Source organism: Oxalobacteraceae bacterium OTU3CINTB1, from assembly GCA_024123955.1.
Lineage (GTDB): Bacteria > Pseudomonadota > Gammaproteobacteria > Burkholderiales > Burkholderiaceae_D > Rugamonas.
Genome location: CP099652.1, coordinates 6,089,151 through 6,113,312, shown reverse-complemented (window position 1 = coordinate 6,113,312; position 24,162 = coordinate 6,089,151). Strand labels below are relative to the sequence as shown.

25 protein-coding genes are annotated in these 24,162 nt (G+C 61.6%); 18 read left to right on the top strand and 7 right to left on the bottom strand.

The genetic code is table 11. The features are described from left to right. Nucleotides 1–2 precede the first annotated feature (2 nt). The 10 genes from mraY (at nt 3) to NHH73_26425 (ending at nt 11,447) form a co-directional block, all read left to right on the top strand. The gene (gene mraY / locus NHH73_26470) at nt 3–1,172 is read left to right on the top strand and encodes a phospho-N-acetylmuramoyl-pentapeptide-transferase (protein ID USX26069.1); all 1,170 of its coding nucleotides are present in this window, start codon (nt 3–5) and stop codon (nt 1,170–1,172) included. Continuing rightward, nucleotides 1,172–2,692 carry a UDP-N-acetylmuramoyl-L-alanine--D-glutamate ligase gene (gene murD, locus NHH73_26465; protein USX26068.1) on the top strand — a complete coding sequence of 507 codons (1,521 nt, stop codon included), beginning with the start codon at nt 1,172–1,174 and terminating at the stop codon, nt 2,690–2,692. The genes mraY and murD overlap by 1 nt, the downstream gene beginning before the upstream one ends. Next, nucleotides 2,692–3,912, top strand: a complete 1,221-nt coding sequence (ftsW, locus tag NHH73_26460; protein USX26067.1) for a putative lipid II flippase FtsW — start codon at nt 2,692–2,694, stop codon at nt 3,910–3,912. The genes murD and ftsW overlap by 1 nt, the downstream gene beginning before the upstream one ends. Nucleotides 3,913–3,920: 8 nt before the next feature. Then, a complete protein-coding gene (gene murG, locus NHH73_26455) occupies nt 3,921–5,012 on the top strand; it encodes an undecaprenyldiphospho-muramoylpentapeptide beta-N-acetylglucosaminyltransferase (protein ID USX26066.1) in 1,092 nt (363 codons plus the stop codon). A gap of 3 nt (nt 5,013–5,015) precedes the next feature. After that, nucleotides 5,016–6,407 (top strand): UDP-N-acetylmuramate--L-alanine ligase, encoded by a 1,392-nt coding sequence (gene murC / locus NHH73_26450; protein ID USX26065.1) that lies wholly within the window; start codon nt 5,016–5,018, stop codon nt 6,405–6,407. Between the two features lie 2 nt (nt 6,408–6,409). Continuing rightward, on the top strand, nt 6,410–7,369 hold the full coding sequence (locus NHH73_26445) for a D-alanine--D-alanine ligase (protein ID USX26064.1): 960 nt from the start codon (nt 6,410–6,412) through the stop codon (nt 7,367–7,369). A 7-nt stretch (nt 7,370–7,376) separates the two neighbouring features. Next, entirely contained in the window at nt 7,377–8,183 is an 807-nt protein-coding gene (locus NHH73_26440) for a cell division protein FtsQ/DivIB (GenBank protein USX26063.1), read from the top strand. Between the two features lie 12 nt (nt 8,184–8,195). Beyond that, complete coding sequence (gene ftsA, locus NHH73_26435) at nt 8,196–9,428, top strand: cell division protein FtsA (protein ID USX26062.1); 1,233 nt, start codon at nt 8,196–8,198, stop codon at nt 9,426–9,428. A gap of 160 nt (nt 9,429–9,588) precedes the next feature. Further along, nucleotides 9,589–10,812 (top strand): cell division protein FtsZ, encoded by a 1,224-nt coding sequence (gene ftsZ, locus NHH73_26430; protein USX26061.1) that lies wholly within the window; start codon nt 9,589–9,591, stop codon nt 10,810–10,812. A gap of 131 nt (nt 10,813–10,943) precedes the next feature. Beyond that, entirely contained in the window at nt 10,944–11,447 is a 504-nt protein-coding gene (locus NHH73_26425) for a peroxiredoxin (protein ID USX26060.1), read from the top strand. Between the two features lie 63 nt (nt 11,448–11,510). On the opposite strand, the gene NHH73_26420 is transcribed toward NHH73_26425, so the two are convergent. Beyond that, nucleotides 11,511–12,284 (bottom strand): methyltransferase domain-containing protein, encoded by a 774-nt coding sequence (locus NHH73_26420; GenBank protein ID USX26059.1) that lies wholly within the window; start codon nt 12,282–12,284, stop codon nt 11,511–11,513. Between the two features lie 91 nt (nt 12,285–12,375). Here NHH73_26420 and NHH73_26415 point away from each other — a divergent pair, with 91 nt between their 5' ends. Beyond that, on the top strand, nt 12,376–13,140 hold the full coding sequence (locus tag NHH73_26415) for a helix-turn-helix transcriptional regulator (protein USX26058.1): 765 nt from the start codon (nt 12,376–12,378) through the stop codon (nt 13,138–13,140). A gap of 65 nt (nt 13,141–13,205) precedes the next feature. Here NHH73_26415 and NHH73_26410 read toward each other — a convergent pair whose 3' ends face one another. From NHH73_26410 to ctaD, 3 genes are all read right to left on the bottom strand, one after another. Continuing rightward, entirely contained in the window at nt 13,206–13,658 is a 453-nt protein-coding gene (locus tag NHH73_26410; protein USX26057.1) for a DUF2628 domain-containing protein, read from the bottom strand. Nucleotides 13,659–13,738: 80 nt separating this feature from the next. Continuing rightward, complete coding sequence (locus NHH73_26405; protein USX26056.1) at nt 13,739–14,206, bottom strand: DUF2244 domain-containing protein; 468 nt, start codon at nt 14,204–14,206, stop codon at nt 13,739–13,741. A 13-nt stretch (nt 14,207–14,219) separates the two neighbouring features. Beyond that, on the bottom strand, nt 14,220–15,857 hold the full coding sequence (ctaD, locus tag NHH73_26400; GenBank protein ID USX26055.1) for a cytochrome c oxidase subunit I: 1,638 nt from the start codon (nt 15,855–15,857) through the stop codon (nt 14,220–14,222). A 181-nt stretch (nt 15,858–16,038) separates the two neighbouring features. Here ctaD and NHH73_26395 point away from each other — a divergent pair, with 181 nt between their 5' ends. Then, nucleotides 16,039–16,227, top strand: a complete 189-nt coding sequence (locus NHH73_26395) for a hypothetical protein (protein ID USX26054.1) — start codon at nt 16,039–16,041, stop codon at nt 16,225–16,227. Between the two features lie 5 nt (nt 16,228–16,232). Here the strand turns inward: NHH73_26395 and NHH73_26390 are convergent, their stop codons facing one another. Next, complete coding sequence (locus NHH73_26390; protein ID USX26053.1) at nt 16,233–16,631, bottom strand: VOC family protein; 399 nt, start codon at nt 16,629–16,631, stop codon at nt 16,233–16,235. A gap of 367 nt (nt 16,632–16,998) precedes the next feature. Between NHH73_26390 and NHH73_26385 the strand changes: the two genes are divergently transcribed. The 4 genes from NHH73_26385 to NHH73_26370 are packed head-to-tail and all read left to right on the top strand — an operon-like array spanning nt 16,999 to nt 20,799. Beyond that, nucleotides 16,999–17,739: a hypothetical protein gene (locus tag NHH73_26385; protein USX26052.1), complete on the top strand. Its 741-nt coding sequence runs from the start codon at nt 16,999–17,001 to the stop codon at nt 17,737–17,739. Next, nucleotides 17,736–18,764: a hypothetical protein gene (locus NHH73_26380; protein USX26051.1), complete on the top strand. Its 1,029-nt coding sequence runs from the start codon at nt 17,736–17,738 to the stop codon at nt 18,762–18,764. Before NHH73_26385 ends, NHH73_26380 begins: the two co-directional genes overlap by 4 nt. Continuing rightward, entirely contained in the window at nt 18,725–19,918 is a 1,194-nt protein-coding gene (locus NHH73_26375; GenBank protein USX26050.1) for a hypothetical protein, read from the top strand. Before NHH73_26380 ends, NHH73_26375 begins: the two co-directional genes overlap by 40 nt. Further along, nucleotides 19,915–20,799: a hypothetical protein gene (locus NHH73_26370; protein ID USX26049.1), complete on the top strand. Its 885-nt coding sequence runs from the start codon at nt 19,915–19,917 to the stop codon at nt 20,797–20,799. The genes NHH73_26375 and NHH73_26370 overlap by 4 nt, the downstream gene beginning before the upstream one ends. Nucleotides 20,800–20,863: 64 nt before the next feature. Here NHH73_26370 and NHH73_26365 read toward each other — a convergent pair whose 3' ends face one another. Next, a complete protein-coding gene (locus tag NHH73_26365; protein ID USX26048.1) occupies nt 20,864–21,241 on the bottom strand; it encodes a hypothetical protein in 378 nt (125 codons plus the stop codon). A gap of 514 nt (nt 21,242–21,755) precedes the next feature. Between NHH73_26365 and NHH73_26360 the strand changes: the two genes are divergently transcribed. Further along, nucleotides 21,756–22,598: a DMT family transporter gene (locus NHH73_26360; protein ID USX26047.1), complete on the top strand. Its 843-nt coding sequence runs from the start codon at nt 21,756–21,758 to the stop codon at nt 22,596–22,598. A gap of 54 nt (nt 22,599–22,652) precedes the next feature. Beyond that, a complete protein-coding gene (lpxC, locus tag NHH73_26355; protein ID USX26046.1) occupies nt 22,653–23,588 on the top strand; it encodes a UDP-3-O-acyl-N-acetylglucosamine deacetylase in 936 nt (311 codons plus the stop codon). Here lpxC and NHH73_26350 read toward each other — a convergent pair. Then, a complete protein-coding gene (locus NHH73_26350) occupies nt 23,585–24,064 on the bottom strand; it encodes a DciA family protein (GenBank protein USX26045.1) in 480 nt (159 codons plus the stop codon). The two genes, lpxC and NHH73_26350, sit on opposite strands and share 4 nt — an antisense overlap. Nucleotides 24,065–24,162: the final 98 nt, after the last annotated feature.

Sequence of the window (24,162 nt, the reverse complement as noted above, 5' to 3'; positions counted from 1 at the left end):
TCATGCTGCTCTGGCTCGCACAGTTTTTCCAGGACGAGATCGGCCCCCTGCGGGTCTTCAACTTCATCACCTTCCGCGCGGTGTTCGCCGCCGCCACCGCCTTGTTGATCGGCCTGTGCGCCGGTCCGGCCGTGATCCGCATGCTGACCGCGATGAAGTACGGCCAGGCCGTACGCACCGACGGTCCGCAGACCCACCTGAAAAAACACGGTACGCCGACCATGGGCGGCTTGTTGATCCTGATCGCCATCGGCGTCTCGACCTTGCTGTGGTGCGACCTGTCGAACCGTTTGATCTGGCCGGTGCTGGTCGTCACCTTGGGCTTCGGCGCGGTCGGTTGGGTCGACGACTATCGCAAGGTGGTGCGCCAAGACCCGGAGGGCATGCGCTCGGCGGAGAAATACTTCTGGCAGTCGCTGGTCGGCCTGGCCGCCGCGCTGTACCTGGCTTTCTCGGTGTCGGCGCCCAATGCCGGCAAGGTGTTCGAACTGTTCTTCGCCTGGGTGCAGTCGGGCTTTTCGATGGATCTGCCGCCGAAGGCCGACTTGATCGTCCCCTTCGTGAAGACCATCAGCTATCCGCTGGGCGTGTGGGGTTTCATCGCGTTGACATATTGTGTCATCGTCGGCACCAGCAACGCCGTTAACTTCACCGATGGCCTGGACGGCCTGGCGATCATGCCGACGATTATGGTCGGTTCGGCGCTTGGCCTGTTCGCTTACCTGACAGGCAGCGCGACGTATTCGAAGTACCTGTTCATTCCGCACATTCCCGGCGCGGGCGAACTGATTATCTTCTGCGGCGCGCTGGCCGGCGCGGGCCTGGCCTTCCTGTGGTTTAACACGCACCCGGCGCAAGTGTTCATGGGCGACGTCGGCGCGCTGGCCCTGGGCGGCGCGCTGGGCACCATCGCCGTGATCGTGCGCCAGGAAATCGTATTGTTCATCATGGGCGGTATCTTCGTCGCCGAGACGGTGTCGGTGATTATGCAGGTGGGCTGGTTCAAGTACACCAAGAAGCGTTTCGGCGTCGGCCGCCGCGTGTTCCTGATGGCGCCCTTGCACCACCACTTTGAACAAAAAGGCTGGAAAGAGACCCAGGTCGTCGTGCGCTTCTGGATTATCACGATGATGCTGGTGCTGGTTGGACTCTCTACTTTGAAACTGCGCTGATGATCTACGAAGGCAAAAACGCACTGGTACTGGGGCTCGGAGAATCGGGCCTGGCGATGGCGCTGTGGCTCGCCCGCAGCGGCGCGCGCGTGCGCGTTGCCGATACCCGTGAGTCGCCGGAGCGTTTGCCAGCACTGAAGGAGGCGATCGCCGACGTCGAATTCGTCGCCGGTTCGTTCACTGCCTCGCTACTGGAGGGCGTGGATTTCGTCGCCGTCAGTCCTGGCCTGGCGCCGTATCGCGAGCTGGCCGAGATCGGCCCGGCCGCAAGCGCCGCCGGCATTCCCGTCTGGGGCGAGATCGAACTGTTCGCGCAGGCGCTGGAATCGCTGGAGAAAGAACGCGCCTACGCGCCGAAGATCATCGCCATCACCGGCACCAACGGCAAGACCACCGTCACCACCCTGGTCGGCCAGCTGTGCGAGCGAGCGGGCAAGAGCGTGCGCGTGGCCGGCAATATCAGCCCGGCGGCGCTGGACGTGCTGCGCCAGGTGATCGACGAAGACGCGTTACCGGAGATTTGGGTCCTGGAGCTGTCCAGCTTCCAGCTGCAAACCACCTTCACGCTGGAGGCGGATGCCGCCACGGTGCTTAACGTAACCCAGGACCATCTGGACTGGCACGGCGACATGCCGTCCTACGCCGCCGCCAAGCACCGCATCTTCGCGGCGGATACCGTGCGCGTGCTCAATCGGGAGGACGCCACCGTGATGCGCATGGCCAGCGCCACCGGTCAGAACGTCACCTTCGGCACCGACGCGCCGGTTTTGCGCGACGATTTCGGTCTGAACAACGAGCGTGGCGTGTTGTGGCTGGCGACGGCGATTCCGTCGGAAGAAGAAGCCGAGCCGAAAAAACGCAAGAAGAACGATCCGCCGCCGCCACCGGTCGAATGCATGGTCAAGAACCTGATGCCCGCCGACGCGTTGCAGATTCGCGGCGTGCACAACGCCGCCAACGCGCTGGCCGCGCTGGCGCTGTGCCGCGCCATCGACCTGCCTTTGGCGCCGCTGCTGCACGGCCTGCGCGAGTATCGCGGCCAGCCGCACCGTGTGGAACTGGTCGGCGCGATCAACGAGATCGAGTACTACGACGACAGCAAGGGCACCAACGTCGGCGCCACCGTGGCCGCGCTCAATGGCCTGGGCAAGGCCTTCACCGGCGCCGACCAGCGCCTGCTGGTGATCATGGGCGGCGATGGCAAGGGCCAGGACTTCGGGCCGCTGGCAGAGCCGGTGTCGCGCTACGCGCGCGCCGTGCTGCTGATCGGCCGCGACGCGCCGCTGCTGCGCGCCGCGCTGGAAGCTTCGGGCGCGCAGTTGACTTATGAATTGATTGATTGCGGCACCGACCTGCCGCTGGCCGTCAAGCGCGCCAGCGAACTGGCCAAGGGCGGCGATGCCGTGCTGCTGTCGCCGGCCTGCGCCAGCATGGACATGTTCAAGAACTACGCGCATCGCGCCCAGGTGTTTATCGACACCGTGCGCGATATCGCCCTCGACAACGGACAGGAGATCTGATGGCGCTCCAGATGCCGTTCCGTTTTGGCGCGAAATCGACGGTACCGTCGATAGATAGCCGCGCGCGGCAATCCAAGATGATGGAGTACGACCAGCCGCTGGTCTGGGTCACCCTGTTGCTGATGCTGCTGGGGATGGTGATGGTGTATTCGGCCTCGATCTCGCTGCCGGATTCGCCCAAGTTCGCCAACTACATCCGCTGGCAGAACACCTACTTCCTGCAGCGGCAGGCGATGTTCGTCGTCGTCTCGCTGATCATCGGCCTGTTCGTGTTCCGCACCCGCATATCGACGTTGCAGAAGGCCGCGCCCTATCTGTTCATCGCCACCCTGGTGCTGCTGGTGATGGTGCTGATTCCTGGTCTCGGCTCCGTCGTCAACGGCAGCCGCCGCTGGTTGTCGCTGGTGGTGATCAAGCTTCAGCCGTCGGAATTGATGAAGGTCGTGGCGGTGCTGTACGCCGCCGACTACACGGTGCGCAAGCAGGAATACATGCACAAGCTGACCAAGGGTTTCATGCCGATGGCGGCGGCGGTCGGCTTTGTCGGCCTCTTGCTGCTGCTGGAACCCGACCTGGGCGCCTTCGGCGTGATCGTCTGCATCGCCATGGGCATCCTGTTCCTGGGCGGGATCAACGTCATCTGGTTCGGCGGCATCGGCGTCATGCTGGTGGCGATCTTCGGCTCCATCATTGCGCTGTCGAAGTTCCGCCGCGAGCGCTACTTCGCCTACCTGAATCCGTGGGAAGAGGACAACGCCTTGAACAAGGCTTACCAGTTGACCCACTCATTGATCGCCTTCGGTCGCGGCGAGATCTTCGGCGTGGGCCTGGGCGGCAGCGTCGAGAAGCTGCACTACCTGCCGGAGGCGCATACCGACTTCCTGATGGCGGTGATCGGCGAGGAACTGGGTCTGGTGGGCGTGCTGGTGGTGATCGGCTGCTTCTACTGGATCGTGAAGCGCGCCTTCGATATCGGCCGCCAGGCGATCGCCATCGACCAGACCTTCGCCGGCCTGACGGCCAAGGGCATCGGCATCTGGATCGGTGTGCAGACGTTTATTAACATGGGCGTGAACCTTGGCCTGCTGCCGACCAAGGGCCTGACCCTGCCGCTGATGAGCTATGGCGGCACGGGTGTTGTGATTAACTGCGTCGGACTCGCGATCCTGCTCAGGATCGATTACGAGAATCGGGTCCTGATGCGTGGTGGCAGACTATGACGGGGAATATGAAGAAGCTGATGATCATGGCGGCCGGCACCGGCGGCCACATTTTCCCCGGCCTGGCCATCGCGCAGACGATGCGCGCGCGCGGCTGGGAGGTGACCTGGCTGGGTACCTCCACCGGCATGGAGCAGGAACTGGTGCCGAAACACGGCATCGCGATGGACAGCATCGACTTCACCGGCATGCGCGGCAAGGGTTTGAAGCACTCGCTCGGCGGTGCGCTGAAGATGGTCAAGGCGTTCATCGCCTGCCGCGGCTACATCGGCAGCCGCAGGCCGGACGTGGTGCTGGGCATGGGCGGCTACGTGACGGTGCCGGGCGGCTTGATGGCGCGCATGGGCGGCGTGCCGCTGGTGCTGGTCAACGCAGACGCCGCGCTGCTGTTGTCGAACAAGACTCTGGTGCCGTTCGCGGACCGCGTGTGCTTCGGCTTCCCGGCCGATTTCGGCAAGGCCGCCGACAAGGCTGTCGTCACCGGTAACCCGGTGCGCAAGGAGATTCTGGACATGCCGGCGCCGGCGCAGCGCTTCGCCGGCCGTGAAGGTCCGTTACGCATCCTGGTGGTGGGCGGCAGCTTGGGCGCCAAGGCGCTCAACGACAACCTGCCGGCGGCGCTGGCGCTGATCCCGGCCGATCAACGTCCGCTGGTGACGCACCAGTCGGGCAAGAAGAACATCGATGCGCTGCGCGCGTCGTACGCGCAGGCCGGCGTGCAGGCCAACGTGGTCGACTTCATCGACGACATGGCCGGCGCGTACAGCGCCGCCGACGTGGTGATTTGCCGCGCCGGCGCGATCACCGTGTCGGAATTGACCGCCGCCGGCGTGGCCAGCGTGCTGGTGCCGCTGGTGGCGTCGACCACCAGCCACCAGCGCGACAACGCGCAGTGGATGGCGAAGCAGAACGCGGCGATCCACATGCCGCAGACGGAAATGAGCGCGCAAAGTGTGGCGACGCTGCTGGAAACGCTGACCCGCAACGCCTGCCTGACGATGGCGACGGCGGCGCACAAGGTCGGCAAACGCGATGCGAACGAATCGATCGCGCAGGTATTGGAACAATCAGCATTACAACTGAAACAGGCAAAAGGTTAAGCAGTGAAGCATAAAGTACAGAACATACACTTCGTCGGCATCGGCGGCAGCGGCATGAGCGGCATCGCCGAAGTGCTGCTCACGCTCGGCTACACCGTCTCCGGCTCGGACCTGGGCAGCAACGCTGTCACCCAGCGCCTGGCGGACATGGGCGCGAAAGTGTTCCAGGGCCACGCGACCGAAAACATCGGCGACGCCGACGCCGTCGTGACCTCGACCGCTGTACAACAGGACAATCCTGAAATCGTCGCGGCGCGCAGCCGCAAGATCCCGATCGTCCCGCGCGCGGTGATGCTGGGCGAGTTGATGCGCCTCAAACGCGGCATCGCCATCGCCGGCACGCACGGCAAGACCACCACCACCAGCCTGGTGGCGTCGGTGCTGGCGCAGGGCGGCCTGGATCCGACCTTCGTCATCGGCGGACGCCTGACTTCCGCCGGCGCCAACGCCAAACTGGGCAGCGGCGAGTATCTGGTGGCGGAAGCCGATGAATCGGATGCGTCGTTCCTGAACCTGACGCCGATGATCGAAGTGATCACGAACATCGACGCCGACCACATGGAAACCTACGAGCACGATTTCGAAAAGCTCAAGCAGGCCTTCGTCCACTTCACGCACCGCCTGCCGTTCTACGGCCGCGCCATGCTGTGCATCGATGACGCCAACGTGCGCTCGATCATTCCGCATGTGACCAAGCCGGTCACCACCTATGGCTTCCACGAGGACGCCGAAGTGCGCGCCGTGAACGCCCGCGCCGTCGGCGTGGAGATGCACTTCACCGTGATCCAGGAAGGTTATCCGGACCTGGACGTGGTGCTGAACCAGCCGGGCATGCACAACGTGCAGAACGCCTGCTCGGCGATCGCCATCGCCCGCGAGATCGGCATCGAGGACAGCGCCACCCAGGCTGGCCTGGCCGGTTTCGCCGGCGTCGGGCGCCGCTTCACCAAGTATGGCGAGGTTGCGATTCCCGGCGGCGGCAGCTTCACGCTGGTGGACGACTTCGGCCATCATCCGCTGGAGATGGAAGTGACCACCGGCGCCGCGCGCGCCGCCTATCCGGGCCGTCGCCTGGTGCTGGCCTTCCAGCCGCACCGCTTTAGCCGCACGCGCGACCTGTTCGAGGACTTCGTCAAGGTATTGGGCACGCCCGACGTGCTGGTGCTGGCCGAAGTCTACGCCGCCGGCGAAGCGCCTATCGTGGCCGCCGACGGCCGCGCGCTGGCGCACGCCTTGCGCGCACGCGGCAAGACGGAACCGATTTTTGTAGAGGCGATCGGCGATATGCCGGAAACCATCATGAACGTGGTGCGCGACGGCGACGTCGTCATGACCATGGGCGCAGGCTCGATCAGCGGCGTCCCGGCGAAACTGACTAATTATCCAAAGGTCTGATCGTGAACCAGCTTACTCCTATTGATGTAAAAACTTTCGGCAAGGTCGGCGTGCTGTTCGGCGGTCGCTCCGCCGAGCGCGAAGTGTCCCTGATGTCCGGCACCGGCGTGCTGGCCGCGCTGCAAAGCAAGGGCGTCGACGCCCACGGCTTCGACACCGGCGAACGCACGCTGGCCGAACTGGCGGCGGAAAAATTCGACCGCGTGTTCATCGCGCTGCACGGCCGCTACGGCGAGGACGGCAGCCTGCAGGGCGCACTGGAACTGCTGGGCATTCCGTACACCGGCAGCGGCGTGATGGCCAGCTCGGTGGGCATGGACAAGATCACCACCAAGATCGTGTGGCTGGCCGCCGGCCTGCCGACGCCGAACTACGCGGTGCTCGACGCGAAATCGGATCTGGACAAGATCGCCGCCGGTTTGGGACTGCCGCTGATCGTCAAGCCGCCGCACGAGGGCTCGACCATCGGCATCACCAAGGTCAACGCCGCCGGGGAATTCAAGGCCGCCTACGACATCGCCGCCGCGCTGGACGACTCGGTGCTGGCGGAGGAATTCGTCACCGGCCGCGAGTTCACGGTCGCGATGCTGGGCGGCGGCGCCGACGCGCGCCCGCTGCCGATCGTCGAGATCATCGCGCCGGCCGGTAACTACGACTACCAGAACAAGTACTTCACCGACGACGTCAAATACGTTTGTCCCGCAGTGCTGCCGGACGCGCTGGCCGCCGAGATGCAGCGCATCGCGGTGGAAGCATACCGCGCGCTCGGTTGCGAGGGCTGGGGACGGGTCGACGTGCTGCTGCGCGAGCGCGATCAGAAGCCGTTCCTGCTGGAGGTGAACACTTCGCCGGGCATGACGACGCACTCGCTGGTGCCGATGGCGGCGCGCGCGACGGGCATCAGCTATGAAGAGCTGTGCGTGGAGATTTTGCGCACGGCCCGTTTGAAGATGAAGGGATAAGTATCAGATGTGGCAAGACGCTAAAGCCTTGAATGCAACCGCCAACGGCATTTTCGCCCTGGTGCTGTTGGCATGCATCGCCGCCGGCGTGTGGTGGGTGGCGCAGCGCCCGGCGTTCAACCTGCGCACGATTCGTATCGAGAGCATCGGGCATGACGAGTTACAGCATGTGAACCACCTGACCTTGCGGAACAACGCGCTGGGCCGCATCAAGGGCAACTTCTTCACGACGAACCTGGACGCGGTGCGCCAGGCGTTCGAATCGGTACCCTGGGTACGCCGCGCAACCGTGCGCCGCGAGTGGCCGGACCAGTTGATCGTGGCGCTGGAGGAGCATGAGGCGCTGGGCACGTGGGGCGAGGACGGCCGGCTGCTGTCGGTCAAGGGCGATGTGTTCACCGCCAACCTGGCCGAGGCGGAGGAGGACCATGAGCTGCCGTCGTTCGACGGGCCGGATGGCAGCGAGAAGGAAGTGATGTCGCGGTTCGCCGAGCTGCGTAACTGGTTCGCGCCGCTCAAGCTGGTGCCGCAGGCGCTGTCGTTGTCGAGCCGTTATGCGTGGACGGTGCGGCTCGATAACGGCATGAGCGTGGCGCTGGGGCGCGAGCAGACCAGCACCACGTTGAAGGAAAGGGTGGACCGGTTGACGGGAATTTATCCGCAGCTGGTGGAGCACTTGCCCGATATAGAGACGATCGATATGCGGTACCAGAACGGTTTGGCCCTGAGCGCGACGGGATTGAAGATTCCGAAAGAGGGCGCCAAGCCAAAAGCGGCAGCAAAAAAAACGATAAGCGTTAAACCCCAACACTAGGTAGCAACAGACATGACAAAAGACGCTAAAAACCTGATCGTCGGTCTCGACATCGGCACCTCGAAAGTGGTGGCCGTGGTGGCCGAGGTGATGGGCGATGGACGCCACGAGGTGATCGGGCTGGGTCAGCACGAATCGAGAGGCCTGAAGAAGGGCGTAGTGGTCAACATCGAAGCGACCGTCGAATCGATCCAGCGCGCACTGGAAGAAGCGGAGCTGATGGCCGACTGCAAGATCCGCAATGTCTACGCGGGCATCGCGGGCAGCCATATCCGCAGCTTCAATTCGAGCGGCATGGTGGCGATCAAGGAAAAGGAAGTGACAGCGACCGACGTGGCGCGCGTCATCGAAACGGCAAAGGCGGTTAACATTCCGACCGACCAGCAGTTGCTGCATACGGTGCCGCAGGAATTCATCGTCGACAGCCAGGAAGATGTGCGCGAGCCTATCGGCATGAGCGGCATCCGCCTTGAAGTGAAAGTCCATATCGTCACCGGCGCCGTGTCGGCGGTGCAGAACATCGTCAAGTGCGTGCGCCGCTGCGGACTGGAAGTGTCGGACCTGATTTTGCAGCCGATGGCATCGGCCGACGCGGTGCTGACGCCGGACGAAAAAGAACTCGGCGTTGTGCTGATCGATATCGGCGGCGGCACCACCGACGTGGCGGTGTTCTCCGACGGCGCGATCCGCCACACCGCCGTGATTCCGATCGCCGGCGACCAGATCACCAACGACATCGCGATGGCGCTGCGCACGCCGACTTCGGAAGCCGAAGAGATCAAGATCCGCTACGGCGTGGCCAAGCAGGTGCTGGCCGATCCGGGCGAGAGCCTGGAGGTGCCGGGCTTGGGCGACCGTGGTCCGCGCAACCTGTCGCGCCAGGCGCTGGCGGCGGTGATCGAGCCGCGCGTCGAGGAGCTGTTCGCGATGGTGCACCAGGTGGTGCGCGAATCCGGCTACGAGGGCGTGCTCTCGTCGGGCATCGTGCTCACCGGCGGCACGGCGATCATGCCGGGCATGGTCGAAATGGCGGAGGACATATTCCTCAAGCCGGCGCGCCTTGGCACGCCGGACTATCGGGGCCAGTTGGCCGACGTGGTGCGCAGCCCGCGCTACGCGACCGTGCTTGGCCTGTTGTTGGAAGCGAAAAAGCAGTACCTGCGTGGTCACATCGTCACGCGGCAGGATGGGTCGGTGAAGGCAGTGTGGCAGCGCATGAAGGAATGGTTCTTAGGTAATTTTTAAGGCAGCACGAGTAAAAGATACGCAGCGAATTTGCAGCAAAAACACGGGTGGTTTTTTCACTAAACTTTTTTTTAAATTGAAACAGCAGTTTTCAATCCCCAGTTCTCCTACAAATATGAGGACTGGCGCTTGGAAACCGCATTCTGATAGGGAGCACATCATGGAGTTTGATATGGTCGATAACGCAGCTTTGGGCACCGTCATCAAGGTCGTCGGCGTCGGCGGAGCAGGTGGCAATGCAGTTCAACACATGATCGTTAAAGGCATGTCCGGCGTAGAGTTCATCGCCGCAAACACCGACGCGCAGGCGCTGTCCACCTCGCGCGCGCACAACGTCATCCAGATCGGCGAGACCGGCCTGGGTGCGGGCATGAAGCCGGACGTCGGCCGCAAGCTGGCCGAGGAATCGCGCTCGCGCATCGAGGACGCGCTGCGCGGCGCGCACATGGTGTTCATCGCCGCCGGCATGGGCGGCGGCACCGGCACCGGCGCCGCACCGATCGTGGCCGAAGTGGCCAAGTCGCTGGGCGCGCTGACCGTGGCGGTGGTATCGAAGCCGTTCTCGCACGAAGGCCAGAAGTGCATGGACATCGCCGACGAAGGCCTGGAGCAGTTGTCGGAGCACGTCGACTCGCTGATCGTGATCCTGAACGAGAAGCTCGAAGAGATCTACGAAGATGAATCGCTGATCGAATGGCTGCAGCACGCCGACGATGTGCTGAACAACGCCGTCGCCGGTATCGCCGAGATCATCAACGTGCCGGGCCACATCAACGTCGACTTCAACGACGTGAAAACGATCATGGGCGAGCAGGGCAAGGCCATGATGGGCACCGCGACCGCGTCGGGCATCGACCGCGCGCGCATCGCGGCCGAACAGGCGGTGGCTTCGCCGCTGCTGGACGGCGTCGACCTGTCGGGCGCGCGCGGTGTGCTGGTCAACGTGACCGCAAGCCGTGGCCTGAAGGGTAAAGAGATCAAGGAAGTCATGGCGGCGGTGCGCGCGTTCGCGGCGCCGGACGCTTCGATCGCCCAAGGTATCGCCTACGACGACACGATGGGCGACGAGATCCGCGTGACCGTGGTGGCGACTGGCCTGGGCAAGGGCAAGAAGCACGTGCAACTGGTGCCGCAGCAGCTGCTGCGCACCGGTACCCACAACAGCCCGATGATGCCTTCGGGCGCGATGGGCGGCGCGGCGTCGGCCGGCGTGTCGATGGGTGCGACCAGCGGCATGGGCGGCGGTGGCGCGCCCGCCTTCGACGGCATGAAGGCGCCGGCGGTATGGCGTCGCGAGTCGGCTTCCGAGCAAGTACGCGCGATGGAAAAAAACGGCATGGAGACGTACGATATTCCAGCCTTCCTGCGCAAGCAGGCCGACTAAGAGTCGATTAGGCCATTCTGCACGATCGTGCAGGATGGCCTGGGTTCAGGCATACTGTGCGTTCTATGCCGGGAAAAGCCGCGCTTGTCGCGGCTTTTTTACGTTCAATACCCAAACAAAAGGAGTCACACATGACCATCAAGATTGGCGATACCCTGCCGGAAGGCACCCTGTCCGAATTCGTCGAAACCGAAACCGAAGGCTGCTCGCTCGGCCCGAACACGTTCAACGTGCAGGACTTGGTCAAGGGCAAGAAGATCGCGATCTTCGGCCTGCCGGGCGCCTACACCCCGACTTGCTCGGCACAGCATGTGCCAGGCTACGTCAAGCACGCCGCCGACCTGAAGGCCAAGGGTGTCGATGAAATCTGGTGCATCTCGGTCAATGACGCGTTCGTCATGGGCGCGTGGGGCCGCGACCAGAAGGCCACCGGCACCGTGCGCATGATGGCCGACGGCAACGCCGCCTACAGCAAGGCGCTGGGCCTGGATGCCGACTTCAGCAAGCACGGCATGGGCACGCGTTCGCAGCGTTACTCGATGCTGGTCGAAGACGGCGTCGTCAAGCAGCTGAACGTGGAACAAGGCGGCAAGTTCGAAGTGTCGAACGCCGAGACCCTGCTGGGTCAGGCGTAAGCCGGCTTGATTTGATGCAGTGAAGGAGGCGCCGGAGACGGCGCCTTTTTTACGTCCGCAGGTTTAGTAGATGTCGTCGGCATTGGGTTTTGCCGTGAACAGCGTCGAGTCGATCGTGAAGGTATCGTCTTTCTGGACCTGGAAATAGGTCAGCGTTTCCTCCGGCGCGCTGGCGAACAGGCTGCGGATCGCGGCCACCCGCTCCGCCGGCGTGCGCATGCGCGCGGTCCACTCGTCGAATACCATCTGCAGCTTCCAGTCGCCAGCGCGCTCCGGCTGGAAGCCTGCCGCCTGCAGCATCGCGGTCCATTCGGAAGGGCGGTAGTCGCGCACGTGCGAGCCGTCGCGCAGCAACTCGACCGCTTGCAGGGTGGTGTCGTGCAGTGGCGCCTCCGGCGCGGTGATGTCAATGACGACCAGCAGGCCGTCGGGCTTGAGCACCCGCTTGACCTCCCGCAGCGCGGCCGGCACGTCGAGCCAGTGGTGCGCCGAGAAGCGCGTGACGACCATGCAGAACGCGGCGTCGGCGAACGGCAGGCTGGCGACGTCGCCCTGTTCAGTGACGATGTTGTGCAGGCCGCGCTCCCGCGCCGCGCCTGCCACCACGGCCAGCATCTCGGAAGACAGGTCGAACGCGGTGACCGAGCGCGCAACCGGGGCGACGGCGAAGCTGGCGTGGCCGGCGCCGCAGCCGAGATCGAGCACCACCGGGGTGCCGAGTCCTGCGGCCAGTTCGCGCAGCGCGGCCAGATCGGCCCCTTGCGCGTGGACGGTGCTGGTCAGGTAGGCGCTGGCGGTTTGGCCGAATTGCTGGGCGACGACGGCTTGCTGTTGCATTTTATTTCTCCTGAAATGGGCGGGTCAGGGCAGAATAGGCGGGTTTATATCCTGTAACAAGACAAGTACTTATCCTGGTATAAAAACCACCATGCAAAACAAGTTAGGCGATTTCATTCGTGCCCATCGGGAGCGCACCACGCCGGCCAGCGTCGGGTTGCCCGGTGGCGGGCGGCGGCGCACGCCGGGGCTGCGGCGCGAGGAGCTGGCGCAGTTGTGCGAGGTCAGCCCGACGTGGCTGACGTGGCTTGAGCAGGGCAGGCCGGTGTCTGCGTCGGGCAAGATGTTGGCGCGGCTGGCCGAGGTGCTGCAATTGAGCGGTGCCGAGCGTGGCTATTTGTTCAGCCTGGCCGAGCGGCTCGATCCGCAGGGCGAGGCCGACGGCGCGCCGGCCGAGGCGGCGCTGGACGCGATCGTGGCGGCTGTGGACGCGCCGGCCTATATCCTCGATCTGCGCTGGGACGCGGTGGCATGGAACGATGCTGCGGCGCGGTTGTTCGCCGGTTGGCTTGACGGGCCGTCGCCGAACCTGTTGCGCTTCATGTTCCAGTCGGCGGCGGCGCGCGGGCTGATCGTTGATTGGCCGGAACGCGCGCGCCGCTTGGTGGCCGAGTTCCGCGCCGACATCGGCAAGCACGCGGAACATCCCGCCGTGCGGGAGCTGATCGCAGACGTGGCGCGCGACAGCGCCGAGTTCCGCGAGTTGTGGCGACTGCAGGACGTGGTCGGCAGGGAGGGCGGATTGCGCAGTTTCCAGTCGCTCGACGGCAGCGAATTGCGCTTCAACCAAGTGACACTGTATCTGGCCAAGCGCCACGACTTGAAGTTGGTGATGCTGTTGCCGGTAGACGCATAACTGTTGGGTTCGTGTAGCAATGGCGGACCTGACCCTGGAGCTATGGCGGACCACTCCCTGAGCTGCTACCACCAACCATTGTCGCCTAACACGACCTTTTTGTAATAGTTAATGTTCGCGTTCAGGAAGTACCAAAAGGTGATCATGATATTTAGGGTGGATGGAATAAAGCTGAGCCCGCCATCAGGCGGCAAAAAGCTGCTCAGCGCTAACACCGAAAGACTCAGGCACAAAACTGTAATTGCTTTGCGCCACATCCCTTTTGCCAAATAGTAGAAGAGCCCAAAAACCAATGCCCACAGATTGAATGCTACTCGGCAGCGCTGGCCAAAAGTGAGCTGCTTGAACAGCGGCCGCGTTGGCCCGCCAGCTTTTTCGATCAAGTCGAATCGGATGCGCCACAGCGCCGATAGATCGGCGTCCGTGCCGGCGACTGGTTTGGGAAGATCTTTTCCGCAGGTTGTACAGAGTGAACGAATGGGTGAATTTCCGATACCGCAGTGCTGGCAGGTCGACATGAGTGACTCCTTGAGAGGGAGCTTCATCATGTCACCGGCAAGCGTGTTAAAAATTGACGTTGAGCAATGCAAGTGAGCGTTTATTTGTTGGCGCGGCGCAGACATTGACCTAGTTCATTGGCGAGGTGGCGGCGCTCCTCCTCCGTGAGAAAACGCCCGAGGACAACGAGGCGATTCCGCTTGTCGTTGATCCGTATCGGGTCGCCATCACGTACTGGCGACAGCAGACGGGCGCTCCACAAGTCGAGATGGCGATAGCTGCACCGTCCGCCCCTGCGCTGCTCAACAACAATCGCGCTTTCCGAGATTTCGATCCGGTCGTAGTCGTCGAGGTGGCGTCCGTAGAACCACAGGCAGGCGGCCAGCGCGGCCATCTCCAGCAGCGCATACGCCAGCATGTGCCAGTAACCCAGATACGCAAAGCCGGCCGCGACTCCCAGAGTGGGACAGCACAGCGTGGCAAACAGCACGGTCAACTGCGGCCGCTGCAGCAACGCACGGCGCCGCACCAGCCAGCTGCGTCGCTCCGAAGGCACATCACGTGGCATCGTTCGCTCCCGCTCAGATCACGGTGGGCGGTTTTTCGAAGGTGTGGAACGGCGCCGGACTGGGCACTGTCCATTCCAGGCCGTCGGCGCCTTCCCACGGCTTGGCGGGGGCCGGCTTGCCGCCGCGTATGGTCGGCAGCACGATGGCGAACAGGAAGTATACCTGCGTCAGCCCGAACAGCAAGGCGCCCACCGTGGCCACCTGGTTGTAGTCGGTGAACTGGGTCGAGTAGTCGGCGTAGCGGCGCGGCATGCCGGCCAGTCCGAGGAAGTGCATCGGGAAGAAGGTGACGTTGAGCCAGATGAGCGAGTTCCAGAAGTGGAAGGCGGCACGCCGTTCATTGAACATGTGCCCGGTCCACTTCGGCACCCAGTAATAGTAGCCGGCGAACAGCGCGAACAGCGAGCCGGCAACCAGCACGTAATGGAAGTGGGCGACGACATAATAGGTGTCGTGCACCTGGATGTCGATCGGCGCGACCGCCAGGATAAGGCCGGAGAAGCCGCCGATCGTGAACACCCACAGGAAGCCCACCGAGAACAGCATCGGCGCCTCGAACGTCATGGCGCCCCGCCACATCGTGGCGATCCAGTTGAAGACCTTGACGCCGGTGGGCACGGCCACCAGCATGGTCGCGTACATGAAGAAAAGCTGGCCGGTGATCGGCATGCCGGTGGCGAACATGTGGTGCGCCCACACGATGAAAGAGATGATGGCGATCGAACCGGCCGCGTACACCATGGAGGCGTAGCCGAACAGCCGCTTGCGCGAAAACGCCGGGATGATCTCCGAGATTATCCCGAACGCGGGCAGGATCAAAATATAGACCTCCGGGTGGCCGAAGAACCAGAAAATGTGCTGGTACATGACGGGATCGCCGCCACCGGCCGCGTTGAAGAAGGTGGTGCCGAAGTGGCGGTCGGTCAGGATCATGGTGATGGCGGCGGCCAGCACCGGCATGACGGCGATGAGCAGATAGGCGGTGATCAGCCAGGTCCAGCAGAACATCGGCATGCGCATCAAGGTCATGCCCTTGGCGCGCAGGTTGAGGATGGTGGTGATGATGTTGATGGCGCCCATGATCGACGAAATGCCCATCAGGTGGATGGCGAAGATCGCCATGTCCATGCCGACGCCCATTTGCGTCGACAGCGGCGGGTACATGGTCCAGCCGGCGGCGGTGGCGCCGCCCGCGCTGAAGAATGATCCTATCAGCAGCAGCGCGGCCGGCGGCAGCAGCCAGAACGAGAAGTTGTTCATGCGCGCGAACGCCATGTCGGAGGCGCCGACCTGCAACGGGATCATCCAGTTGGCGAAGCCGACGAAGGCCGGCATGATGGCGCCGAAGATCATCACCAGGCCGTGCAGGGTGACCATTTGATTGTAGAACTCGGGATAAAAATACTGCAGGCCGGGCTGGAACAGTTCAACGCGGATGAGCATGGCCAGCAGGCCGCCGCTCATCAGCATCGCCAGCGAGAACCACAGGTAAAGCGTGCCGATGTCCTTGTGGTTGGTCGCGTATAGCCAGCGGCGCCAGCCGTGTGGATGGTCGTGGTGGGCGTGCGCCGGGTCGTCGGCGTGGACGTATCCCTCTGGACTGGTTTTAGCGGTGGGTGCGAATGCTTCGTCGATTGTTTTGATGGCCATCGTCGTTCTCCGTGAGTCAGGCCAGCTTATGACGGGCAGAGCGCGCTCGCCAGCGCCAAGCGTGCCGCATGCTCGTAGGCGTCGGCGCTATAATTTTTTCAGAAAATTCTGAAGCGGGGCGGGGGCGTCCGAGCAACTTGCGCGCCCGCCATTGGTCTATCTATCTGTGAAGGAGTGAGCGATGAAATCTCAGCAACGATCAGATACCCTGCTGCCGGCCGATGACGAAGTGGCCGTGGAGGTCAGCACCGACCAGCAGTCGGAACAGGCGCGCAAGACCGGCCATCCGCCGGAGCAGCCGCCCGCCGCGCCGGCCGTGGACAAGGCGGTGGCCGAGTCGCTGGGCGGCGCCGGCCGCAAGGAGAAATAACTCGCTCAGGCCTGGGGCGCCGTCCACACCAGGTTCCACAGGTGGCCGTCCAGATCCTCGAAGCCCTGGTCGTACATGAAGCCGTGATCCTTCGGCGGGTATGGAAAGCGCCCGCCGGCGGCGACCGCTTTGGCGATCAGGCTGTCCACCTCGTCGCGGCTCTCGCAGCTGAGGCAGATGATGACTTCGTTGGCATCTTTGGCTTGCGCGAGGGGTTTGTCGATCAAGGACTGGAAGAAGGTTTCGGTCATGAGCATGGCATGAATGCTGTCGTCCACGATGACCATGTAGGCCGCGTGCTCATTGCTAAATTCCGGCTTGAAGCCAAAACCCAGAGCGGAAAAGAACGCTTTGGACTTGTCGAGGTCCTTGACAGCGAGGTTAAAGATGATCTGTTTGTTCATAACGCCCCTAACGTTGATAGCCGGATCAATAAATGCTACTTCATATGACGACGAATGGGGGCGTTTGAATTCGACGGCCCGAGGCGAATTTTTTTGACGAGCCGCGCACGCGGTCGGGGCACGCGCGCCGGGGCGTTTTCTTCCGGTCGCATCGGCGTTGTGTGAGTTGCGCTTGTTCGCAGTGTCGACTTCCGCTTGCGCCTCTGGCCCGACGGTTAATCGCGCTGCTCATGCGTAAGGTGATTGGTGGTGGAAAGGCACGTACGCATCTTGATCCAAATCGAAGATCGCCGGAAAAAGATGATTTTTCGTCATCTTGCTGCTATATTGTCAATACTCCCTGTCCTGAATCACCATTGGAGTCTCTATGCTAAAGCGACGTCCCGGCCGTATGTGGTACTTTTTTTGCGTGGGTTTGGCGACTACGGCTCTGCGGGCAGCCGCCGAGATTCCAGCGGGATGCTCGGCAACATTACTGGAAGAATCCCGTGCGCTGAAAGAGATCTCGCCCTATTCGGTGCGTGGGACATATTGCGATGGCACTGTGGGTATCCTCAATAGCGGCGAGCTCCTTGTCGTTTCTTACACCGTAGGTGATATCCAATTTCGAGCCGATCAGCTGCGCCTCGACATATTCAGCCGCTCAAACGACAAGAGCCCGGTCCATCTGATCGGAATTGACAAGCGTGAAGGCGGCAGCTACCGGCTCGACGGGGTGCTGGGGACAACCGGGCTAACCGTCGCACTCACAGCCGCGATCCATCCCAAAAAAATAGACGAGAAGGCGCTTGGCTTAATGGGCTGGCGTACCGTCGATAATCAGCGCGTTTATGTGCCGGTCGCGACCACTCGCTCCGGTCTGGATGAGACTGCCCACCTTTCCCTGCGGACGCCAGCGGCGATCATCCAGGCGGATTACCAAATTTGCGACGCGACGGCAAAATGTGCGGAGCAAAGGACGTTCGCTAGAAATCAGACGGCGGGCACGTTGATATCATTGCTAATTCCAAAAAAATCCGGTGGCGGCACGTACACCGTCAAATTGACTATTCTCGGCCCTGCAAACCGGCTTTTTGGCCAGGTTTTTTTGATCGAGCCGCCGCTATGAACACGGGACTTATCGGCCTCTTGACGGCGAAAAAAATTTTACTAAAGCAAGAGCTTGAAGCTGTCTTAGAGCGAGGTGCTGACGCGCGCTCGCTGCGCGAGTTAGAGCGGGCACTGCAATCTATCGATGCTTTGGAAAAGTTAAATTCGGCCCCGCCGCAGACTCCGTGGATAGTTCCAGTCTTCGTACTCGCAATTTCCATCTCGGTCATTGGACTGGCCGCGACTATCCACATCAATCAGCCGCAAATGCAGGTTGATGTTCGCACCCGATCGTTCGCCTTGACTGTCGCGCGGAAAGGGAGCGGTTTGGTTAGCGATAAACATATTCGTGTGAGATCGGTATACGTGGTCGGCGACGGCAATGCGGAAAAGGTGTTGGCCAGAGCCAATTCCATCAGCGCGATCAAATTTCTTCCCGGCGCGGCAGCGATTCTTGAGCAGGCTAAAGACTGCCTCAACGTTCAACTACTACCTCCAACTATCGCCGCTGCGGGCGTCGTTATTACCGCTGTGATGGGAACGGCTTCTATGGGCACGTTGCCGTCGGTGGAAAAAGTGACCCTTCAAGGCGGAACCCATTTTTCAATTTGTGGCGAGTTTGAACCGGATTTTTTTCTGGTGGGGGCGGTTGAAAAGCTCGAGTTGTCGCGCACCCTCACTAGGGAGGTGATAGACGGCAAGATACACATTGCATCGATACAGAGCGGGACCTTGCGTATTCCGGTGGTGAGCAAATCGATCGAGTTGAAAGACACTGACCAGCTCTTTCTAACTGACATCGCTAAGGGCTGGGTTTTCGTTAAGTTAGTTCCGGAAATGCGGGTCTCTTTTGCTGGGGACGTTGGAATGGCCCGCAGCGTCGACTTAGTAAAAGATAGGCCGGGGGATGGCGCAGGACTTGTGCCGACGTTGCTGGAGTGGGCAACAAAGTCGTCATTTATCGCTGGCATGTTTGGAATTTTGACCGGACTGATAGGGATGATATGGAGTTCTATAAAATACTTTGGTTATCGGTCGCCTTGATTTTATGTTCCCGGGCCGGCGCCCAGTCGATACCCGATCATTTAGCGCGGTACATTGCGGATCAAATGCTGAACAATGTCGTCATTGTTGAAGGCACGCGTCTCGATGAAACGCCCATTCTTGGATTGGGCATGATCATGGCCCGGCAGGGCGATCTCTTGTGGGTGGCGACTGCTGGGCATGTGATCTTCGACCAAGATCATCTGCTGACGCTGCCATATGTTCCTTCTGTCAAAGTGCTGACAGGCAAACTGCGCGACGGTTCTAGATGGGCGGCGGCATTGCCGCCAGAACGGACGACCGATGTTGACCTGGCGTTCTTAGCGCTGAAAGTTCCGTTCGGGGAGACCGGCCCCGATTCGTGGCGTGAAGGTGTCGAAATCTTGGAACCCAAGGTCGGGACTAAAGTCAGGCTTGCAGGTTTGCCAGATAAGATCGCGTATGGCGGGGAGGGAGCTAGTATCTCCGCAGTCGATACGCACGGAAATATCGAGTTTGCCGGCTTGATGGGTGTCGCAGGCCGGTCCGGCGCGCCTGTGGCCACCAAGGACGGTTTCGTTGGCATCTATGTCCAGAGTGCCGGCAATCGAGTGGTGCCGATGAGCGTGATAAAAGCCGTTGCGCTGGGCAGCAACCGCCCATACGGGCTGTCTCCGACGCGTGCGGCGCCGAGCGCGGTTCGTGTTTGCTTGGTTAATAGTTCGGGTGATGCTTACATGCCCCAGTTGATTGGGCCTGAGGTCAGGGCAAAGCCGGATAAAGACGGTTGCGTTGCCACCCTTTCCGGCGCACATTTCTTGGCTGCAGCCCCGGGAACTGACTGCGAGCCGCATGAATTCTCGCTTTCAGACGCGCCTGTCCAGACCATACGGTTCAAGTGTTCCGTTGATCCGGAAGGGGTGTGGGTTTCTGCTCAGAGCGGATATTTATCCGTAAAAAAACTGGGCGAAAATTTATGGTCGGTCGAGGGCCTGTCCCAGTCGCAATACGGACAACTCAACGGACTACTGCGCGGCGCCCCGCCCACTATGCAACTTGAATTGCGCACGCCGGTTGGCCTAGCGTTTTTTGGATCGATTGTCCTGCAACCGCAGAAGCTAAAAGGTAACCTCGCCGGCAGCGCCGGTATTTTGCCGATAGAGGTCTCAAGATGAACGCCCAAGCTGTCCTGGCTCGTCTCGCCACCTTTTGCATGTTGTTTCCTCTTGTCGACTTACACGCCCAAGTGCCGCACATCGGGCGCTGGATTAGCCGGGAAGTCAGTATTGACCGAGTAAGTCCAGGCTGTGAATTCATCAATGAGATCGAATCGTCTTACGATCTCGCGGGCGGAATTAATGGCGCGACGATAGGTACCTTCAGGCGAATCTGGCAGCGGCACGTCTGGTCGACTGATATTCATTGCCAGCTCCCGGCGGAAGGTGGGAAGAAACCGGTAACATTGCGTTTTGACTCGTGGGGTGTCATGGGCGAGTACGCTAACCAGACTCGGCAAAATGTGAGCGCAGCTTATTTGGGCTGTCAAGGAGATTGCAAGCAGGAGTTCGAAATTGGCATACAGTTCCAAATGCATTTGATTTATGAAAATGGCGAGCTCTTGGGCCAAGTTGTGCCGGGGATTACCAATACCGTGAAATATGAGTCGGCTTTCTCTGTTGAACGAAATCAGGTTGCAGCAAGCTCGGCATACTGGCCCTTGTTTAAGCCACTTACTGAAGGCAACTGCAACCAGTTCGTCAACAAGTCGCTCGACGCCGACACCCGAACTCGCGTGCACCCAAAATTCTGCGAGTACGGTTATGGGCTCGCCAAGATATTGCCGAAGGTTTTTACAACTGAGCCGGTCTATGCGTTCGCAGCAACCTTGGGAACTGTACGGGGGGTCAACGGTCCGATTGTGTTGCGGAGTGGGGACGTATTGGTCGCCCGCATGCTCGTATGGGGGGGCAATGAAGATGGCGGCGTATTTACCGGGGCCGTTATGCGGAAGCAGGCGGACGGAACTTGGAAGATTGCGGATCTGGTGTTTTTATAGCAAAGGCGGTCATGGCGCTTTGTTGAAGGGACGTTACATGACCGACGCCGCAGAAAGCACGAGCTCAGTTCCCCCAGAAGACCAAAATCTTGCCGTCCGGTCCCGTATTGATCATCCACATCATCGTGCCCGCACTGAACTTCACTTTGTAGACTTCCGCCGGCCCCATGCCAGACGTTTGGGTTCCCATGAATTCAACGCTCAACACCGTTCCTTTGTTGGTGAGCATTTGACTCATTCCAGGCATCTGTTGCTCGCATGCGCCGCGCAACATCGGACTCATAATGTCTGGGGAGCATTTGCCTTTCGATGATTCGGCGAGGGCCCGTTTCAGCAGATCGGCATGCATCCCTGTCCCTTGAGCAAATACAGATCCCGCTATCGTGTTGGCCGCGATGGCGACGAGGGCGTGCAATAGCAGGTGGGTCATGTTCCTTTTCATGCTCTCTCCTCAGTTTTGTATGGACACAGCTTCTTATTTGAGTATCAGAATGGCACTCTTTTAATAATATATACACAAATAGCGCATTAATCCACGACTAATCGCAGTGCGGTTGGTGGTCGTCAAATACAGAGACCGGGGGCACCTTGCAGGTCCTCGTGCTTTTCACTCTTCCGATGCTGTGAAGCGAGGTGATCTGCGGAAACGCGTTCAATTTAGCGGTCAGAGGCGCATTGCGTCTTGCAGTACTGCGCGCTGCACAGCGCGCGTTAACAAGACCACGGGGCAAGTCTGACATCAAGACCGCCCACCTACTGCAAAGCAATTGTCAACTTGCTATAATTGCTGCCGATCGCGCCGCCGAGGACCCTTCGATGCCGCCTGCGATCCTGGCTCCGGACGTCGCCATGATGACGTTCCCAGTGGCCCGAGCCGGGCCCGCAGCAAGGGGCTTCCTCTGTCTTCCGCATCCACTCCCATTTCCCGTAAAGAAAACCTGCACAGCATCTACGCGATGCTGATCGCGGTGGCCATGTTCTCGTTCATGGACACGGCCATGAAGCTGCTGTCCGCCCACTATCCCGCCATGCAGGTGACGGCCTTGCGCGCGCTGAGCTCGCTGCCGCTGCTATGCGGCTACATCATTTATCGCGGCGCCTTCCGTGGCATCTTCAAGGTCCGCTGGTCGATGCAGATTTTCCGCGCCGTCCTCGGCATCGCCATGCTGACCACCTTCGCCTTCGGACTCAAGTCGCTGTCGCTGGCCGAGGCGTATTCGATCTTCTTCATCGCCCCGTCGTTGATCACGGCGCTGTCGGTGTTCGTGTTGAAGGAGACGGTCGGCACGGGCCAATGGGTCGCCATCGTCGTCGGCCTGGTCGGCGTGCTGGTGGTGCTGCGCCCCGAAGGCACCGGCTTTCTGACCATCGGCGGCCTGGCCGTGCTGGCCGCAGCCGCCTGCTATGCGATGTCGGCCATCGCCGCCCGCGTGCTGGCGCGTTCCGACAGCACCGAGTCCATGATGTTCTGGCTGCTGACCATGATGGCCGCCGGCGCCGTGGCACTGTCGTACCGCAGCTGGGTGCCTGTGCGCGCCGAGGATAGCTGGGTGCTGCTGGCGCTGGCGCTGTCGGGCTTTTTCGGCCAGTTGGCCATCACCAAGGCCTTCAGCACCGGCAAGGCGTCGGTGGTGGCGCCGTTCGAATACTCGGCGCTGGCCTGGGGTGTGGCGATCGACTGGCTGCTGTGGCAGACGCTGCCGGACGGCTATACCTTGCTCGGCGCCGGCATCATCATCGCCAGCGGCATTTACCTGGTGCGGCGCGAGGCGGTGCACGTCGAGGCCGAGCATCCTTGACCCGAGGAAACGCGGGGCGCAGCGCGGCGATCTCAACTTCGTTATAATCGGACCATGTTAAAACAACGCACCATCAAAGAACTGGTCCGCACCACGGGTGTCGGCCTGCACTCCGGCACCAAGGTCGAGCTCACCTTGCGTCCGGCCGAGCCCGACGTGGGCATCGTTTTCCGCCGCGTCGACCTGACGCCTGTCGTGGAATTCCCCGCCAGCGCCATGGCCGTCGGCGACACGCGCATGGCGTCGGTGCTGGTCAAGGACGGCGCCCGGGTCTCGACCGTCGAGCATCTGATGTCGGCCTGCGCGGGCCTCGGCATCGACAACCTGTACATCGAGGTCAGCGCCGAGGAAATCCCGATCATGGACGGCTCGGCCTCGTCGTTCGTGTTCCTGCTGCAGCAAGCCGGCGTGCTCGAGCAGCCGGTTGCAAAGAAATTCATCCGCGTGCTCAAGCCGGTGGAAGTGCGAGAAGGCAAGGGCGACAAGGAAAAATGGGCGCGCCTGACCCCGCACAACGGCTTCAAGCTGGACTTCTTCATCGAATTCAACCATCCGGCAGTCGACGGCACGCAGCAGCGCGCCAATGTCGATTTCGGCGACGTCTCGTATGTGCACGACGTGGCGCGCGCGCGCACTTTCGGCTTCATGCAGGACGTAGAGATGTTGCGCGGCATCGGCCTGGCGCGCGGCGGTTCGCTGGAGAACGCCATCGTCATGGACGAGTACCGCATCCTCAATTCGGACGGACTGCGCTACGACGACGAGTTTGTGCGCCATAAGATTCTGGACGCCATCGGCGATTTGTATCTGGTCGGGCACCCGCTGCTGGCCAGCTACGAGGCGCACAAGTCCGGCCACGCGCTGAACAACCAGCTGTTGCTGGAGTTGCTCAAGCATCCGGATGCGTATGAGATCGTCTCGTTCGAGACCAACGAATCGGCGCCGCCGTCGTATCTGCGCCAGATGGCGCGTGAGTGGGCGCTAACTTAAGCCGGACGGCGCCGCGCCACCATCGCCTTTAACGCGGCGATCAGGGTGGCGTTTTGTGGCGTATCTTCCAGCGTATCACCCAAGGCGTCGAAGGCCGTCACGGCCGCTTCCGGCAGCGACAGCGCCCGCATCTGCTCCTTGATCTCGGCCGGCTTGGTCATTTGCACCCGCAGTTTGACGCCGTTGACCTGCCAGCCGCGCTGCGCCAGCGTTTCCTGCAGCTTGGGGATTTGCTGCTTGAGCTTGGCCGCCAGCGAGGCGTTCGGCAGCGACAAGGTCAGTTGGCCGTCGTCGAACGCCAGGATTTCGCAATACTTGAACATCGCCGGCAAGGCCGTTGCACAATCTTTTTGCAGCGCCGCCATGCGCTCGATGGCCGGCATCATGGCTGCCAGCTTGTCGTCGCGGCGCAGGAAGTCGGTGGCCCCGACCGGGTTGCGGCGGTTGATCGATACGTTGGAGGAATTAAATCGCATGCGGCGAACCATAGCACGGCGCCGGATTTCCGTCATCAGCCCGCTTTGCCGCCGCGCCCGCGCCCGTCTCCAGCAGGGAAATTTGATTGATTGAGTGA

Excerpts from the sequence above, each read along its gene's own strand:
- mraY (USX26069.1), top strand. The coding sequence starts at position 3 with ATGCTGCTCTGGCTCGCACAGTTTTTCCAGGACGAGATCGGCCCCCTG.
- murD (USX26068.1), top strand. The coding sequence starts at position 1,172 with ATGATCTACGAAGGCAAAAACGCACTGGTACTGGGGCTCGGAGAATCG.
- ftsW (USX26067.1), top strand. The coding sequence starts at position 2,692 with ATGGCGCTCCAGATGCCGTTCCGTTTTGGCGCGAAATCGACGGTACCG.
- murG (USX26066.1), top strand. The coding sequence starts at position 3,921 with ATGAAGAAGCTGATGATCATGGCGGCCGGCACCGGCGGCCACATTTTC.
- NHH73_26440 (USX26063.1), top strand. The coding sequence starts at position 7,377 with ATGTGGCAAGACGCTAAAGCCTTGAATGCAACCGCCAACGGCATTTTC.
- ftsA (USX26062.1), top strand. The coding sequence starts at position 8,196 with ATGACAAAAGACGCTAAAAACCTGATCGTCGGTCTCGACATCGGCACC.
- ftsZ (USX26061.1), top strand. The coding sequence starts at position 9,589 with ATGGAGTTTGATATGGTCGATAACGCAGCTTTGGGCACCGTCATCAAG.
- NHH73_26425 (USX26060.1), top strand. The coding sequence starts at position 10,944 with ATGACCATCAAGATTGGCGATACCCTGCCGGAAGGCACCCTGTCCGAA.
- NHH73_26420 (USX26059.1), bottom strand. The coding sequence starts at position 12,284 with ATGCAACAGCAAGCCGTCGTCGCCCAGCAATTCGGCCAAACCGCCAGC.
- NHH73_26415 (USX26058.1), top strand. The coding sequence starts at position 12,376 with ATGCAAAACAAGTTAGGCGATTTCATTCGTGCCCATCGGGAGCGCACC.
- NHH73_26410 (USX26057.1), bottom strand. The coding sequence starts at position 13,658 with ATGTCGACCTGCCAGCACTGCGGTATCGGAAATTCACCCATTCGTTCA.
- NHH73_26405 (USX26056.1), bottom strand. The coding sequence starts at position 14,206 with ATGCCACGTGATGTGCCTTCGGAGCGACGCAGCTGGCTGGTGCGGCGC.
- ctaD (USX26055.1), bottom strand. The coding sequence starts at position 15,857 with ATGGCCATCAAAACAATCGACGAAGCATTCGCACCCACCGCTAAAACC.
- NHH73_26395 (USX26054.1), top strand. The coding sequence starts at position 16,039 with ATGAAATCTCAGCAACGATCAGATACCCTGCTGCCGGCCGATGACGAA.
- NHH73_26390 (USX26053.1), bottom strand. The coding sequence starts at position 16,631 with ATGAACAAACAGATCATCTTTAACCTCGCTGTCAAGGACCTCGACAAG.
- NHH73_26385 (USX26052.1), top strand. The coding sequence starts at position 16,999 with ATGCTAAAGCGACGTCCCGGCCGTATGTGGTACTTTTTTTGCGTGGGT.
- NHH73_26380 (USX26051.1), top strand. The coding sequence starts at position 17,736 with ATGAACACGGGACTTATCGGCCTCTTGACGGCGAAAAAAATTTTACTA.
- NHH73_26375 (USX26050.1), top strand. The coding sequence starts at position 18,725 with ATGGAGTTCTATAAAATACTTTGGTTATCGGTCGCCTTGATTTTATGT.
- NHH73_26370 (USX26049.1), top strand. The coding sequence starts at position 19,915 with ATGAACGCCCAAGCTGTCCTGGCTCGTCTCGCCACCTTTTGCATGTTG.
- NHH73_26365 (USX26048.1), bottom strand. The coding sequence starts at position 21,241 with ATGAAAAGGAACATGACCCACCTGCTATTGCACGCCCTCGTCGCCATC.
- NHH73_26360 (USX26047.1), top strand. The coding sequence starts at position 21,756 with ATGCTGATCGCGGTGGCCATGTTCTCGTTCATGGACACGGCCATGAAG.
- lpxC (USX26046.1), top strand. The coding sequence starts at position 22,653 with ATGTTAAAACAACGCACCATCAAAGAACTGGTCCGCACCACGGGTGTC.
- NHH73_26350 (USX26045.1), bottom strand. The coding sequence starts at position 24,064 with ATGCGATTTAATTCCTCCAACGTATCGATCAACCGCCGCAACCCGGTC.